At 62.0% G+C, this 13,623-nt stretch carries 15 protein-coding genes and 1 pseudogene; 2 read left to right on the top strand and 14 right to left on the bottom strand.

Translation table 11 applies throughout. The features are described from left to right. Window positions 1-25: 25 nt before the first annotated feature. Both AYM40_RS36695 and AYM40_RS36690 read right to left on the bottom strand, forming a co-directional pair. On the bottom strand, window positions 26-400 hold the full coding sequence (locus tag AYM40_RS36695; protein ID WP_063501064.1) for a DUF3564 domain-containing protein: 375 nt from the start codon (window positions 398-400) through the stop codon (window positions 26-28). A 46-nt stretch (window positions 401-446) separates the two neighbouring features. Continuing rightward, window positions 447-740: a c-type cytochrome gene (locus tag AYM40_RS36690; RefSeq protein WP_063501122.1), complete on the bottom strand. Its 294-nt coding sequence runs from the start codon at window positions 738-740 to the stop codon at window positions 447-449. A gap of 348 nt (window positions 741-1,088) precedes the next feature. Between AYM40_RS36690 and AYM40_RS36685 the strand changes: the two genes are divergently transcribed. Further along, the gene (locus AYM40_RS36685; RefSeq protein ID WP_063501063.1) at window positions 1,089-1,364 is read left to right on the top strand and encodes a DUF1488 domain-containing protein; all 276 of its coding nucleotides are present in this window, start codon (window positions 1,089-1,091) and stop codon (window positions 1,362-1,364) included. A gap of 27 nt (window positions 1,365-1,391) precedes the next feature. Here AYM40_RS36685 and AYM40_RS36680 read toward each other — a convergent pair whose 3' ends face one another. The 5 genes from AYM40_RS36680 to AYM40_RS36660 form a co-directional block, all read right to left on the bottom strand. Beyond that, the gene (locus AYM40_RS36680; protein WP_063501062.1) at window positions 1,392-2,423 is read right to left on the bottom strand and encodes an Acg family FMN-binding oxidoreductase; all 1,032 of its coding nucleotides are present in this window, start codon (window positions 2,421-2,423) and stop codon (window positions 1,392-1,394) included. 310 nt (window positions 2,424-2,733) lie between these two features. Next, the gene (locus AYM40_RS36675; RefSeq protein ID WP_082855555.1) at window positions 2,734-3,516 is read right to left on the bottom strand and encodes a helix-turn-helix domain-containing protein; all 783 of its coding nucleotides are present in this window, start codon (window positions 3,514-3,516) and stop codon (window positions 2,734-2,736) included. Then, window positions 3,509-3,940 (bottom strand): response regulator, encoded by a 432-nt coding sequence (locus tag AYM40_RS36670; protein ID WP_063501061.1) that lies wholly within the window; start codon window positions 3,938-3,940, stop codon window positions 3,509-3,511. The genes AYM40_RS36675 and AYM40_RS36670 overlap by 8 nt, the downstream gene beginning before the upstream one ends. A gap of 184 nt (window positions 3,941-4,124) precedes the next feature. Beyond that, window positions 4,125-4,772, bottom strand: a complete 648-nt coding sequence (locus AYM40_RS36665) for a response regulator transcription factor (protein ID WP_063501060.1) — start codon at window positions 4,770-4,772, stop codon at window positions 4,125-4,127. Next, a complete protein-coding gene (locus AYM40_RS36660) occupies window positions 4,769-6,913 on the bottom strand; it encodes a CHASE domain-containing protein (RefSeq protein WP_082855554.1) in 2,145 nt (714 codons plus the stop codon). The genes AYM40_RS36665 and AYM40_RS36660 overlap by 4 nt, the downstream gene beginning before the upstream one ends. A gap of 274 nt (window positions 6,914-7,187) precedes the next feature. Here AYM40_RS36660 and AYM40_RS36655 point away from each other — a divergent pair, with 274 nt between their 5' ends. Next, the gene (locus AYM40_RS36655; RefSeq protein ID WP_335341247.1) at window positions 7,188-7,712 is read left to right on the top strand and encodes a universal stress protein; all 525 of its coding nucleotides are present in this window, start codon (window positions 7,188-7,190) and stop codon (window positions 7,710-7,712) included. A gap of 111 nt (window positions 7,713-7,823) precedes the next feature. On the opposite strand, the gene AYM40_RS36650 is transcribed toward AYM40_RS36655, so the two are convergent. The 7 genes and pseudogenes from AYM40_RS36650 to AYM40_RS36625 form a co-directional block, all read right to left on the bottom strand. After that, window positions 7,824-8,651, bottom strand: a complete 828-nt coding sequence (locus AYM40_RS36650; protein ID WP_063501059.1) for a universal stress protein — start codon at window positions 8,649-8,651, stop codon at window positions 7,824-7,826. Beyond that, on the bottom strand, window positions 8,648-9,151 hold the full coding sequence (locus AYM40_RS36645) for a universal stress protein (RefSeq protein WP_063501058.1): 504 nt from the start codon (window positions 9,149-9,151) through the stop codon (window positions 8,648-8,650). Before AYM40_RS36645 ends, AYM40_RS36650 begins: the two co-directional genes overlap by 4 nt. 42 nt (window positions 9,152-9,193) lie before the next feature. Beyond that, window positions 9,194-10,030 (bottom strand): universal stress protein, encoded by an 837-nt coding sequence (locus AYM40_RS36640; RefSeq protein WP_063501057.1) that lies wholly within the window; start codon window positions 10,028-10,030, stop codon window positions 9,194-9,196. A 139-nt stretch (window positions 10,031-10,169) separates the two neighbouring features. Further along, window positions 10,170-10,420 (bottom strand): annotated as a pseudogene (locus AYM40_RS39700) (SDR family oxidoreductase); the annotation flags it as partial. 25 nt (window positions 10,421-10,445) lie between these two features. Continuing rightward, window positions 10,446-11,357, bottom strand: coding sequence for a carbamate kinase (arcC, locus tag AYM40_RS36635; RefSeq protein WP_063501056.1), 912 nt, complete (start codon window positions 11,355-11,357; stop codon window positions 10,446-10,448). A 9-nt stretch (window positions 11,358-11,366) separates the two neighbouring features. Beyond that, window positions 11,367-12,365, bottom strand: coding sequence for an ornithine carbamoyltransferase (gene argF / locus AYM40_RS36630; RefSeq protein ID WP_063501055.1), 999 nt, complete (start codon window positions 12,363-12,365; stop codon window positions 11,367-11,369). 38 nt (window positions 12,366-12,403) lie between these two features. Beyond that, window positions 12,404-13,621 (bottom strand): arginine deiminase, encoded by a 1,218-nt coding sequence (locus AYM40_RS36625; RefSeq protein ID WP_063501054.1) that lies wholly within the window; start codon window positions 13,619-13,621, stop codon window positions 12,404-12,406. Between the last annotated feature and the right edge of the window lie 2 nt (window positions 13,622-13,623).

Here is a 13,623-nt window from a genome sequence, read left to right as displayed (position 1 = left end):
ATGCTGGTGGCAGTGTCGACAACGCTTACGGGTTATCGTCGGCGGCGAAGATGCCGTCTTCCGGCTCAGTGTTCTCGTTGTCGACACATTGCACGTGCCAGTGTCCCGTCATCAACGATCTGCTCGCATCCGAGCACCATTGTGCGCGTCCGGTCTCGCCCTCGAATGGTCCAGACGTGGCGTTCAGATCAAGCCCTTCGAGTACGCAGCAGGGCGTCGAATCGTGCGGTCCGCAGACGAGCGTGTTGCCGCAGTCGACGTGCAAGGCACCCCATTCGGGCAGTTCGAGCCCCATATGACCCTCGCGTGACCATTGACGTGTTTCATCGTCGAGCCACAGGATGGCGAATGCCATCGGATTGACACGATCGAACGTGTCGAGGTGGATGGTGAGGCGCATGACATTCTCCGTACATTTCAGGAACATGTGCAAACGAACTGGGTGGCTATTGACTCAACACCCACTGGACCAACGTGTGAGCATCTTCCGGTGTCAACGGGCCGCCGCGATCCGCGGGCAGCGGCATTGACATGTCGCCCCAGTGGGCCTTGCCGCCGAGCCGCAGCTTGTGCTCGAGCATCACACTGGCGTTTGGCACGTCGCGATAACGGTCCGCAATCTGCTGAAACGAAGGTGCGAGAAAAGGCGCGTCCCGGGTATGGCAGAACATGCAATGCTGTTGATCGACGAGTGCCGTCGGCTCGGACTGGGCAAGTGCTGCGCCGCTTGCTGCCAGCAACAGCGCAAGTGTGCTTGCAGTGAGATAGTGCGGGTGAGGGGCATTCACGAGACACGCTCCAGGACAGGTTCTGAGTTCAGTGTAGGGTCGGTGCCGCTCTCGCGGTTGATTCAAATCAATCGCCTTTCTCATACGCGCGGACGTCCGCTTTCCTGTGCCGAGCGCAAGAGGCCATTTGACCTGAGTCAAGCCTGATCGCCGGCGAAAATTGGGTGACCGGCAAACGAGGCCTATTCTGTTCACAGACGGGTGCCACGCGTGGCGGCACTCTCTTCGCTTTGCCGCGCGGCCATTTCAGTCGCTCGTGTGACGGCCTCTTAAGAGCCACGCCTTCTTCAGGCTGCGGTCATGTATATTCATTTTCCCCAGGAACGTCCGGAATATTGCGCTCGCGATCTGGTCATCGCCTTTCCGGCGGAGATCGGCGGCGTGCGGGTTCAGTGCGCGATTACCGCGGAGGCGCTCGAAGATCACTTTGGCGCACCGTCGTTACGTGAAGACGACCTGATCGCCGCGTTCGATACTCATCGTTATCCGATCGAACAGGCGGCGCGGCGGTTGCTGGACGAAGTGGGCGCCAAGCCGGTCATGCTGCATAGCGGCTACTTCCGCTTTTGCGACTGAAGCGGCCGTCCGTGGGTCGCTTCGTTCCTACGACACGACTTCGGCAAGCGGACGTCGCGGCGAATGAGGCGCTTGCCGGCCGCGGCCGATACGCAACAGCAATTGCGGCACACCGTCCAGATTCAGGGCGGCGCGCAATGTGTCGCGCAGTGGAGCCACTTCGATCGGCTGATTCAGATAGGACGCCGTGATGCCCTCGTCAGCGGCGGTAAGCAGCACCCGTTCAAGCGCCTGACCCGCCGCCAGCCACGCTGCGGCATCGTCCGCTCCGGTGGCGATACACAGCAGTAGCGGCGAGCCGGCGGCCAGCGTGTGATGGGCGGCCGCCATGCCGCCCCCCAGGTCGAACGTGCGAATCACCGAACCTACCAGGGGCACCGCGAGATCGAGCACGGCACGCATGCCCGGCGACAATGCAGGCATGCCATCCTGACTGCGTTTCGGATGGATCCAGCTCGCGAGTTCGCGCCTGAAGCGCGGATCCTTGAATTGCGCCTGATCGGCTTCAGCGATCAGCGTGGCCAGGCGCTCGCGGATGACCGCGTTCCCGGCGCAGACGATATCCGCGCCCTCGGCGGCGCCCGCTTCCTCGAGCCGCAACTGGAGTTCCACCGGGATGGGCTCGTCAGCGAAGGTTTCACGCGTCGTGACGCGCCGAGGCATGGCGTCGAATAGCGGTGCAAGGCTGGCGTCGCAATGGCTATCGCGCAGGATCCGCAGATGCGCCAGCACGTCCACGTCGGCAGGCGAGGGAAACAGCGTAATCGCGTAGGCCAGACCGAAGCGGCTCAGCGCGACGCGGAGATTGAACAGCGCCGCGCCACAGCTGATGATCAGCTCGCGGTCAAAGGGATCGACCACCGGCAGCGCCCGCATACGGTCCGCACACAACGTGACGCAGTCACCGTCGACGATGAAGTGCCACGGTTGCGTATTATGGTTGGATGGCGCCAGCACTGCGTATCGCAGTGCAAACCGCAGTTTTTCTTCGATGCCGGCATTCGGATCCAATTGATGTTCGTCGATGGACCAAGCCGTGTTCTGGGGAAGTGCGTTCATTCGGGGCCTCCTGCGCTTTTTCCGGATCGACCGATCCGGGCATGCGCTGCCGGTTGTCGGGTCACGTCGTTAAGCCATCGTGTCAGATGGCCTTATGCATGGCTTGACTCAGATCAAGCGCTGCTGGTGATACTGCGGTTAAATAAATGACGGAACCGCGGTGCTATCGATCCGTCAAACGCTGCACGAGCGCGAAAAAAAGGCGGCTAACTGCGCCGCCTTAACACGCCTCTTCCGAAGGTTGTTCGCTCGTGAAACGCCTTGTCAACCGAAGCTGCTGCGTCTGGCAGCGTGCATTTCATGTCCGGGACTACACGCGCGCGAGGCCTTCGAGGTCAAGAATCCTGATCTGCTTGCCATGCGTGTCGACCAGGCCGTCTTTCTGGAACTTCGAAAACATGCGGCTGACGGTTTCGAGTTTCATCCCGAGATAGCTGCCGATCTCCTCGCGTGTCATGCGTAAATTGAAACTGGCCGGCGAGTAGCCGCGTGTCTTGAGCCTTCCCGACAGGTTCAACAGGAAGGCGGCGACCCGCTGGTCGGCGGACATCGTGCCGAGCAGCATCATGAGTGTCGCCTCGCGAACGATCTCGCCGCCCATCAGACGATGGACGTGCTGCTGCACCACCTTCACCTCGCGGCACATGACTTCGAGCAGATGAAACGGGATGATGCAGACATTGCTGTCCTCGATGGCGATCGCGTCGCAGCTGTGCTGCCCTGAGCAGACGCCGTCGAGACCGAGCGAATCACCGGCCAGATGAAAACCGGTGACCTGTTCCCGGCCGTCGCGATGCATGACGACGGTCTTGAACGAGCCGGCGCGGACCGCATAGATGCTCTGGAATGAATCGTTGGCGCGGTATAGCGATTCACCGGTTTTGATCGTGCGGGAAACGCACATCAGCGACTCCATGCGCTCCAGTTCAGCTTTCGTCAACCCTTGTGGCATACAGATCGAGCGCAGCGAGCAGCTCGAGCAGCGTGCGGCGGGGCGGACCGGTACTGACGGCGCGAGCGCGGAATGGCCTGAGGCCGGCAGTGGGACACGCTGCAGCGGCATGATTTCAGAATATTCGGCGACGTCAGACATGATGTGCTCCTGTGTAGTTGAGGCCACGTGCGCTGTGCCCGTGGGCAATCCGCTTGATCGTCTCGCATGCGAGATCGAATTCGCTCGTCTTGTCGAAGAAGTACTGCGCGCCGGCCGCGAGGCATGCCTGCCTGAACCCGGCACTCGAATGATTCGTCAGCACGATCGTTATCACCGGCGATGTGCTGTGCGCGAGGCTATGCAGCAGTTCCATACCGGTGCCGCCGGTCAGGCGAAAATCGACGACGACGACGTCGGCTCCGGTGGCGTCGATACCGGCGAGCGCGGCGGCGGGTTCCTCTGCCTCGCCGACAATCTCCACACCGTCGATTGCGCCGAAGCGCGCTGCCATCCGTTGTCTGATCGGGATCATGTCTTCAACGAGGAAAACGCGCAGTGCTTGCTGGGACGGGCTTGAGTTCATGACTCGAAGTATCGGCCGCGCTGTCTCAAATTAAAATCGGCGGTGAACGAACTTCGGGTAGGCGAGCGCGAAGGCGTGTAGGGAATTTCCTACACGCGGCGAAAGTCGAGGTGGATGTCGCCGCGTGAGTGGGCGAATTGATGTGACGATTGAATCCGGTCCGGCTGCCGGTGTGCCGCCCGATCTAGATCTCGTCGTCTTCCCCGAGCAGCTTATGGCGCAGCGCGTAACGCACCAGTGCGGCTTCGTGCGGCATCTGCATTTTTTCGAGGATGCGCGTTTTATAGGTGCTCACCGTCTTGCTGCTGACACACAACTCCGTGGCGATTTCGGTGAGCGTCTGGCCTGCGGCGATACGGCGGAATACATCGAACTCACGGTCGGAGAGACGCTGATGGGGCAACGTGTCGGCGGGTTCGTTCAGGCTCTGTGCAAAACGTTCGGCCATCGCGAGACTCACGTAGACGCCCCCGGATGCGACTTTGCTGACCGCGGTGACCAGTTCGGCACTGGCGCTTTCCTTGGTTAGATACCCTGATGCCCCCGCTTTGAAGGCGCGTACCGCATATTGCTGCTCCGCATGCATGGTGAGCACGAGAATGCGCAGCGCCGGCTTTTCCTCCTTGATCTGTTTGATCAGCTCGACGCCGTTTCGGCCCGGCATCGACAGATCGAGCACGAGCACGTCGGCAGCGTTAGAGCGGGCCAGCGCTATCGTGCTGACACCGTCATTGGCCTCGCCGACCACCTCGAAGCCGCTTGCGCCTTGCAGGATATGCCGCAGACCGTCACGCACCAACGTGTGATCGTCTGCGATTAGCACTCGAATCATGTTTGCATCTCCTGCTGTTGCACCGCCAGTACCGGAAAGGTCACGGTCAGCGCAAAGCCCTTGTCATTGGAAGTATGAATTTCGACGGTACCGCCCAGCATGTGTGCACGCTCGCGGATACCGAGCAGGCCAAACGATTTGTCGCCGGAGGTGGGCGAGCGGTTCGCGCCATGGCCGTTGTCCGCGATCTGCAACACGCAAACGCCCCCTTCGACGTGCAACGTCAGCGTGACGAGCGTCGCTTCCGCATGCCGGGCGACATTGGTTAGCGCTTCCTGCACGATACGAAATAGCGTCGTTGCGCCCGTCGGTGTAAAGCTGGTGTCGCCGACTTCGATCCGGCGCTCCACATCGATGCCGTAGCGGTTTGTAAAGTCATTGGCGAGCCATTCGATCGCCGGAATCAGACCGAGATCGTCAAGCATGACCGGGCGCAGATCGGCCGCTATCCGGCGCACCGACGCGACCGTCGCATCGATCAGTCGGCGCATCCCACGCAGTTGCTGCAGCAGGCGCGGTTCAGCCGTGGTTTCAAGGTCTTGTTCGACCGAAGAAATGTCCATCTTGAGGGCAGTCAATTGCTGCCCAAGGTCGTCGTGCAGCTCGCGTGCGATGCGGGTTTTTTCCTCCTCGCGAACGTTCTGCAGATTCGCCGAGAGTTCGCGTAGTTCCTCGCGCGCTTGCCGCTGCGCATTTTCCGCTTTGACCCGCTCGGTGATGTCGCGCAGCATGACCGTATACAGCTTGCCATCGCCGTCGCGGATCTGCGAGATCGACGCTTCAATCGGAAACTCTTCGCCATTGCTCCGTAAGCCGAACAATACACGCTGCCTGCCCATCTGCCGGTCGGAAACACCGGTCACGCCGAACTGTTCGACATGCCGCTCGTGTCCCGCGCGAAAGCGCTCGGGAATGAATCGCGAGAGCGAGGCGCCCACCGCTTCCATTGCGGTGCATCCAAAAACCTGTTCAGCCATGGGATTGAAGATGACGATATTCTGTCGTTCGTCGACTGTGATGATCGCTTCCATCGATGAGCGGATGATCCCCATCATCCGTGCCTCGTTCAGGTTCAACTGGCTGCGCGCCTCGCTCGTCGCGGCTGATCCGGCGCTGCGCCTCCTGACGATCAGGAAGGCCATGGCGCTGAACAGGCATGCTGCCGCAACGCCGGCGATCAACACCGTGGTTTCTGCAAACTCGTCCTCGGCTCGCGGATAGCGGCCGCTCGTCCTGTAGGACAGCGTGATAGGTACACCGCCGACGCGCAAGACCTCGGTTCTACGGATGACAGGCGCCGTCTCCAGCTGGTCGTCGTCTCCCACGGCGGACGAATAAAGCAGCGTGGCAGGGGTTCCGCTAAATACCTGCAGATCAATGCGCCGTTGCCGGGCGAGGGCGTTATCGAATACGCGGTCGGTGTCCAGAGCCGCTACCAGCAGCCGCTTGATGCCCGCACGGCGCGCCTGTGGCGTTGGCGGCAATCCGGCGTCCGAATACACCGGAACATAGAGGTAAAGACGCGAGTGAGGGTTCGAGTCGGTATCGCCGGACGGCGCGGCGTCCGCATTGAGCGCGCTTGCCCCTGTATCGATGGCGTGCAGCAACGCCGTACGGCTCGCGGGTGCGCTAGCCAGGTCGTAGCCGACTGGCATCGCATCGACGGTGGCCGGCGCTATCTGGGTAACTGGCGCGACCGGTTGTGGCGTGGCGGCTTGTCCGGCCACGTTACCGATGCCGCCCGTCAGGCGGGCAACACCTGCGGCGTCAACTTCAGCATAGCCAAGCGCGCGCACCACGGACGACGTTCCGTCCAGATCGAGTTGCGCGACATATCGGCGCCAGGTGTCGGCATCGGCCGCTGGCGCGGCGGAGAGCAAGCCGCGCGCGCCGCGCAGAAGCGATTCGCCGATGGCGAACTCGCGCTGCAGGTCAGCGGTGATATGCACAGTATTCTGATCAAAGCGGCCGTTGGCAGCGCGTAATGACTGCTCGCCGACCCAGCGCCACGCACCGAGCGCAGCAACAACGACGATAGCAAATGTACCCGCCGCGACAAGCATGGGACGCCGCTCAGGCGGGACAACCCGCACGGGCGAAAGCGACTTTTGGGCGAATGGCATCTTACCGCGAAAGGGCATGTGCGCCTCATTGGATGGTGGGCAATCCGCAGCGCTGGCTGATGGCGCAGGCGCGGATCAGGGAAAGTCACTAATATTTTCTTTAATTGCGACCAACCGGCATAACGCGTGCGCTGCCTATTGTGCGCGGTTTGCACGGATCGTGCCAGTATGCAGCCAACTCACCATGGGAGCCGCGCCGTACACGAATGTGTGCAGACAGCGAGCCGTTGGCGCTTGGTCATCGTCAAGCGCATTCCGATCTGCGAACCGCAGACTGAAAGCTCGTCGCCGCCTGATCACCACGCCCGTTCGGGACGGGTGCGAATTCAAGGAGGAGGTCATATACAGACGGATTCTCGTAGCAATCGACGGCAGACAGGCCGCGAAACTCGCGCTCGAAGAAGCGCTGAAAATCGCCCAAGCCGCACAGGCGACGGTGGTGGTGATATTTGTCGCCGAACATGCTGCGCAAATGGTCGACGTAGGAACGGGATTGGTCGAGGAGCAGGCAACCGGTACAGCGGCCGCTGAAGCAGCGATGGCGACGCTCGAAGACGCTCGCGCGCTCTTCGAACAGTGCAACGTGCGCGGAATAACCCGGACGATTGACGCGTATGGCGAAGACATCGTCACGGTCCTCTGCCGCGTCGCAGAAGAGTGTGAAACCGATCTCGTTGTAATGGGCACGCATGGGCGTCATGGCATCGGGCGGGTGTTGCTCGGTAGTGTCGCCGAAGCATTTTTACGGCGTGCCGGGATGCCCGTTCTGCTGGTCCGACGCGAACGGGACATGGACGAAATACCGTCGTACCTGTAATCGGGCGGGGGGGCGCGCCCGGGAAACCGAGGCCCAAAAAAGAAGCGCCCTGAAAACCGGGCGCTTTAATTTGCACGAGGGCTTTTTTCGCGCAATTCGTGACTTGTCAGATCAATGCGACATCAGCACCGGCACGGTCATCAACTCAAGCAGGGTCCGTGTGACGCCGCCGACCAGCAGTTCCTGTGCGCGTGCATGTCCGTACGCGCCCATCACCAGCAGATCGATATGACGATCGGCAACCATGTTCAGCAGCATTGCGCCTGTAGGGACGCCGACCACCTTGGGCACGGCCGAAAATCCCGCCTGGATGCCGTGCCGTTCGAGCCAGCCGGCGACGTCGATGCCAGCTGGCGCTTCGTTACCCTGGTGTCGCTGCACGGTCATCACGGTGACGAATTTCGCGCGTTTGATCACCGGCAACGCATCGGCCATGGCCCGGGCGCTCTCGCGGCCGCCGTCCCACGCGATCAGCACGTTTTCGGCAAACGAACGGACAGTCCCGGCATAGGGCAGCACAATGGCGGGGCGGCCTGAGCTCATCAGCACGTCCTCGACAAAATGGTGTGCGATATAGGACGAAGGGTCGTCGGGATCATACTGACCGAGGATCAGGAGGTCGGCATGGCGTGTGTGCAGGACCGCCGTTTCCACCGCAGGCCCGCCCGGTGCCCGCCATTCCACGCTGCGCCCGGCTCGTTCGCCTGCCGCCATGAAACGCGCTTGCGCGCTTTCGAGATTGGCATGGCGTTGCGCTTCGAGAGCCGCGACCCATGCGCGTTCGCCGTGAAGAAACATCGGCTGTGTCAGATCCTGACAAACCACATACAGGCCGATCAGATGCGCGTCGTGCCGGCCGGCCAGTTCAAGTGCGAATTCGGTCCGCGCGGCGCTAAGGGTGCTGTCGTCGAGATGCACCAGTAGGGTTTTGCAGGTCATGACGGCTCCTTGATTGATTCGACTGTCTGCGCGCCGTTTGCCGAAGGTTTGGCGCTGTGCGCCGGGATCATTAGCACCGGGCACTGCGAGATGCGCAGAAAACGTTCGGCCACACTGCCGAGCACCAGTCGCTGGAAGCCCCGTCGCCCGTGCGTGCCCATTACCACCAGGCAGGCCTTGAAATCGTTTGCCGCGCGCAGTATGCAATGCGCGATGTCGTCGCCCGCCAGGTCGGTTTCGACGATGCGCGGCGTGCCCTGCACGCCGGCCCGCTTCATGCGCGCGACTGCGTCTTTGATCACATTTTCGCCTCGCTCCAATAGTGCATTGCGGGCATGGGTCAGGTCGGAACCGGGCGTGTCATATACCAGCATGGGGACGTCAACGACAAAAAGGGGTTGTAGTTTTGCGCCGGCATCGCGCGCGAGTTGCAATGCTGCGTCAAGGGCACGCGCGGACGTTTCACTGCCGTCGACGGCAACCAGAATCTGTTGATACATGGTGAACTCTCCTGAATGGACCTGACTCGAAGCCTCGGTTCATCAATGTGACATCAGTACCGGCACGGTCATCGATTTGAGGATCGTGCGGGTCGCTCCGCCCATCACCAGTTCCTGCCAGCGAGCGTGCCCGTACGCACCCATCACGAGCAGATCTGCGCCGATCGCGGATGCCTGCGACAACAGCGCCTCGCCGATGGACGCGTCCGTGTAGGATTCGATATCCTTGACCTCGACGTTGACGCCGTGCCGCGCGATGAGCGTCGCGATGTCCGCGCCCGGAATGCGCGGGCGCGGCTCGTCACGCGCGCCGTTGATTGTGACGATCGTGGAGGTCTTCGCCGCGCGCATGAACGGCAGCGCATCGTGTACCGCACGGGTGGCTTCGCGGCTGCCGTCCCAGCCGACCATCACGTGCGCACCGGGCGACGTGACGTTGCTGGCGTACGGCACCAGCAACACCGGCCGGCCAGCGGACATGATCAGGTTTTCAGGAAAAAAATCGCCGACGTACGATTCCGGATCGCCAGGATCATCCTGGCTGGCGATGATCAGATCGGCGCACCGGCCGCGATGCGGCACGGCGAGGCTGGCCGGGGCGTCGGCGGTGATCCACTCGCCGGCAACCTCGGCCCGGCTCAGCTCCGCATGAAAGAGCCGTTCGAGCGCGCCGCGGCGTTCTTCGCGCAGCTGTTCGTGCGTAGCGTAGTATTCGGCGGTTCCGGCCATCACGTAGAGCGAGCGCGGATCGGGCGAGAACACGGCAAACACGCCGGTCAGATGGGCATCGAATTGCTTGGCGAGCCGCAGCGCGAGTTCGAGCCTGGGGTGCGCGCGCTCACTCGTATCCAGGTGAACGACGATGGTCTTGTAGGTCATTGCAACGCTCCAGAAGTGGGTGAGTGGCGTATGAACGCGTGATCTGAGTCTAGGAGCCAGGTAGTCGCTGACATTGATTCAGATCAACGGCGCGGTAGCGCGCGAGACTTCATCTGGATGCGCCGACGGCAATCCGTGCTCAGGCCATGCCATGAAAACCCGCGTCCGTGTAGACGGTCGAGCCAATCAACAGCATGCCTGCGTCGCTCGCGAGAACGGCGGTGATCCAGCCGATTTCCTCGATCGTGACGAGATGCTGCGCGGGCGCGCGCTGCATCTCGAAAGCAACGCGTTGAAGTGGTCGATACCCGATGCGGCTCTTGTTTTCAGCGCACCGGCGGCGAGATAGCGGACGCTCGACTCGAGCGCGGCCTTCACCGGTCCCATCACGAGCTAACCGATCGCCGAACGCTCTTTACGCGCGCACGACACGCGTACCTGCCGTACCGTTTGCCATCTGCTCGATGCGGTCGAGCGAGCCGATGACTGCCGGCCGGCCAGTGCGTGAGACGAACTCGCACGCAGCCTCGACCTTCGGCCCCATTGAGCCGGCAGGGAAAGACATCGAGCGAAGTCCCGCCACCGATACCTCGCTCAGCACGCTTTCGCAGGGCGTGTGCCAGTCGGCATAGACTGCGTCCACGTCGGTCGCGATCAGCAGCAGATCGGCGTCCACGTCCGCTGCAAGCAGCGCGCTGCACAGATCCTTGTCGATTACGGCCTCGACGCCGCAGCGAGTCCGCCCATCGGTTCCGACCGTGACCGGAATTCCACCGCCCCCGGCTGCGATCACAACGGTATCGTGGTCGAGCAACCAGTGAATGGGCTGAAGCGCCACGATGCGTCGCGGTTTCGGCGACGCGACGACGCGGCGGAAATCATCGCCGTCCTGATCGACGCTCCAGCCTTTGCTGATGACCAGACGCTTGGCCTCCGCCTCTGTGTAAACGGGACCGATTGGTTTGGTGGGGTGAGTAAAAGCCGGGTCACCGGCGTCGACCTCGACGCGCGTCAGCAGCGTCGCCACCTGCCGTTGGGGCGGCAAGGCATTAGCCAGTTCCTGCTCGAGCAGATAACCGATCATGCCTTCCGACTCGGCGTCGAGCACATCCAGCGGCGCCGCACCAGCCGCACCCGCGGCGGCGGCCTGCAACGCCAGCAGGCCGACCTGGGGTCCATTACCGTGCGCGACGATCAATTGATTGCCGTCGGCAAGCCGCGCGATCTGCTGTGCGGCGCGACGGATATTGGCGATCTGGTGGGACATCGTCATCGGCTCGCCACGTCGAAGCAGCGCGTTACCGCCCAGTGCGATCAGAATGCGCATGATGGTTCCTTAAGCAAGTGTCGCCACGAGTACCGCCTTGATCGTGTGCATGCGGTTTTCAGCCTGCGAAAACACAATCGACGCATTCGATTCGAAGACTTCATCGCTGACTTCGAGCTCGGACAGACCAAAGTGCTCGTGAATCTGCCGGCCGGTTTCGGTCTCCAGATTGTGATAAGCGGGTAGGCAATGCATGAAGTGGGTGCGCCGCTTGCCCGTCGCTTTCATCAACGCGGCATTGACCTGGTATGGCCGCAGGAGCTCGATGCGCGGCCCCCAGGCCTCCACCGGCTCGCCCATCGAAACCCATACGTCGGTATAGACAAAGTCGGCGCCGCTCACTGCCTCATGGGGATCGTCGACGATCGTCACGCGAGCGCCGGTCCGTTCCGCAAGGCGCCGCATCTGTTCCACAAGGTCGTCGTGGGGCCACAGTTCGCGCGGCGCGGCAATACGCACATCCATGCCCATCTGCACGCCGCCGATCAGCAGTGAATTGCCCATGTTGAAGCGGGCGTCGCCGAGATAGCAGAATGACAGCTCGTGCAGTGGCTTTTCGCCAAATTCCTGCATCGTCAGCAGGTCCGCGAGTACCTGGGTCGGATGGAATTCGTCGGTCAGGCCGTTCCATACGGGAACATGCGAATACTTCGCGAGATCCTCCACGACGCTCTGGTGAAAGCCGCGATATTCAATCCCGTCGTAGAGCCGGCCGAGCACGCGCGCGGTGTCTTTGAGCGACTCCTTGCGGCCAAGTTGCGAGCTCGCCGAATCGATGTAGGTGACATGGCCGCCCTGGTCGTGCACGGCAACCTCGAACGCACAGCGCGTGCGGGTCGAGGTCTTTTCGAAAATCAGCGCGATGTTCTTGCCGTTGAGCCGAGCGACTTCGTTGCCGGCGTATTTGGCGCGCTTCAGTTCGGCGGCGAGGTCGAGGAGAAAACGGATGTCGCGCGGGGTGAAGTCCTGCATATTTAGCAGGCTGCGGTTGCGCAGGTTGAATGCCATGGCGTGTGGTCCTTGAAATATGGGAGGCAGGAGGAGTGTCAGACGGGATCGCGTTCGATCGGACAGGTCATGCAATGTCCGCCGCCGCGCCCGCGCCCCAGTTCCCCGCTCGGAATCGTGATGACTTCGACACCGGCTTTGCGCAGTAGCGTGTTCGTGTAGACGTTGCGGTTGTAGGCCACCACGACGCCTGGCGCGAGCGCGATCACGTTGTTGCCGTCGTCCCACTGTTCGCGCTCGACCTCCCATGTGTCGCCACCGGTGGCGACGGTGCGAAGTTCTTTAAGACCTAGCGCCTGGGCGACGACATCGAGAAACGATGCGGTCTCGGGCCGGACATCGAGCGTGTGTGGCCGTTGCGACGGGCGCAGGCTGGTGCAGCGAATGCCATCGACGACTTCCGGAAAGATCGTGACCAGGTCGCGGTCGCAGAAGGTCAGCACCGTATCGAGATGCATCGCGCCGCGCGAACGTGGCAACTGCGCGGCGATTACATGTTTCACCGATTCATGTGCGAAAAGAGATCGTGCGAGTTGTGCGACGCCCTGCGGCGACGTGCGCTCACCCATGCCAATCAGCACGACGTCGCGCGATAAAGGCATGACGTCGCCGCCTTCCAGCGTAGCGCCACCGTGATCGACATCAGGGCCGCCCCACCAGATGCGCGTGCCGCCGCTGAAAAGCGGATGAAAGCGGTAGATCGCGGCGCTCAATAGCGTTTCCTGGCGGCGCGCGGGCCAGTACATCGAGCCGAGTACGGCGCCGTCGTTGATCCAGCAACTGTTGTCGCGGGTAAAGAGCGTATTGGGCAACGGCGGAAGGAGAAACCCGGCAGGCTCTGTACATTTCGCCAGCAAGCCCGTGGGCTCAAACGGCAGCTCGGCCCGCACGATCCCGCCGATCAGCCGGTTGGCGAGCTCGTCGGCTTTCATCTCGTTGAGCCAGGGCAGCAGTTGCGCGGATAGTTCCAGGTCGACAGTGCCTGACGACAGCTTGCGTTCGAGTACCCAGTCGCGTGCGTCCTGGCCTTGCAGAATGTCCGCGAGCAGGTCATGCATATCGAGCACTTCAATGCCGCGATCCTGCATCGCGCTGACAAACGCGTAGTGGTCGGTCTTGGCTTGCGAAACCCACAATACATCGTCGAACAGCAGTTCGCGGCAATTGGCCGGGGTCAGGCGCGCCTGGGCGAGCCCGGGCCGGCAGACCATGACCTTGCGCAAGGTGCCGACCTCGGAAATGACGCCGAGTGCCATAG

Source organism: Paraburkholderia phytofirmans OLGA172 (genome assembly GCF_001634365.1).
In the GTDB taxonomy this organism is placed as follows: domain Bacteria; phylum Pseudomonadota; class Gammaproteobacteria; order Burkholderiales; family Burkholderiaceae; genus Paraburkholderia.
The sequence above is the reverse complement of the archived record's forward strand: the minus strand, read 5'-3'. Positions and strand labels throughout refer to the sequence as shown.

Excerpts from the sequence above, each read along its gene's own strand:
- AYM40_RS36695 (WP_063501064.1), bottom strand. The coding sequence starts at position 400 with ATGCGCCTCACCATCCACCTCGACACGTTCGATCGTGTCAATCCGATG.
- AYM40_RS36685 (WP_063501063.1), top strand. The coding sequence starts at position 1,089 with ATGTATATTCATTTTCCCCAGGAACGTCCGGAATATTGCGCTCGCGAT.
- AYM40_RS36680 (WP_063501062.1), bottom strand. The coding sequence starts at position 2,423 with ATGAACGCACTTCCCCAGAACACGGCTTGGTCCATCGACGAACATCAA.
- AYM40_RS36675 (WP_082855555.1), bottom strand. The coding sequence starts at position 3,516 with ATGTCTGACGTCGCCGAATATTCTGAAATCATGCCGCTGCAGCGTGTC.
- AYM40_RS36670 (WP_063501061.1), bottom strand. The coding sequence starts at position 3,940 with ATGAACTCAAGCCCGTCCCAGCAAGCACTGCGCGTTTTCCTCGTTGAA.
- AYM40_RS36665 (WP_063501060.1), bottom strand. The coding sequence starts at position 4,772 with ATGATTCGAGTGCTAATCGCAGACGATCACACGTTGGTGCGTGACGGT.
- AYM40_RS36660 (WP_082855554.1), bottom strand. The coding sequence starts at position 6,913 with ATGCCCTTTCGCGGTAAGATGCCATTCGCCCAAAAGTCGCTTTCGCCC.
- AYM40_RS36650 (WP_063501059.1), bottom strand. The coding sequence starts at position 8,651 with ATGACCTGCAAAACCCTACTGGTGCATCTCGACGACAGCACCCTTAGC.
- AYM40_RS36645 (WP_063501058.1), bottom strand. The coding sequence starts at position 9,151 with ATGTATCAACAGATTCTGGTTGCCGTCGACGGCAGTGAAACGTCCGCG.
- AYM40_RS36640 (WP_063501057.1), bottom strand. The coding sequence starts at position 10,030 with ATGACCTACAAGACCATCGTCGTTCACCTGGATACGAGTGAGCGCGCG.
- arcC (WP_063501056.1), bottom strand. The coding sequence starts at position 11,357 with ATGCGCATTCTGATCGCACTGGGCGGTAACGCGCTGCTTCGACGTGGC.
- argF (WP_063501055.1), bottom strand. The coding sequence starts at position 12,365 with ATGGCATTCAACCTGCGCAACCGCAGCCTGCTAAATATGCAGGACTTC.
- AYM40_RS36625 (WP_063501054.1), bottom strand. The coding sequence starts at position 13,621 with ATGGCACTCGGCGTCATTTCCGAGGTCGGCACCTTGCGCAAGGTCATG.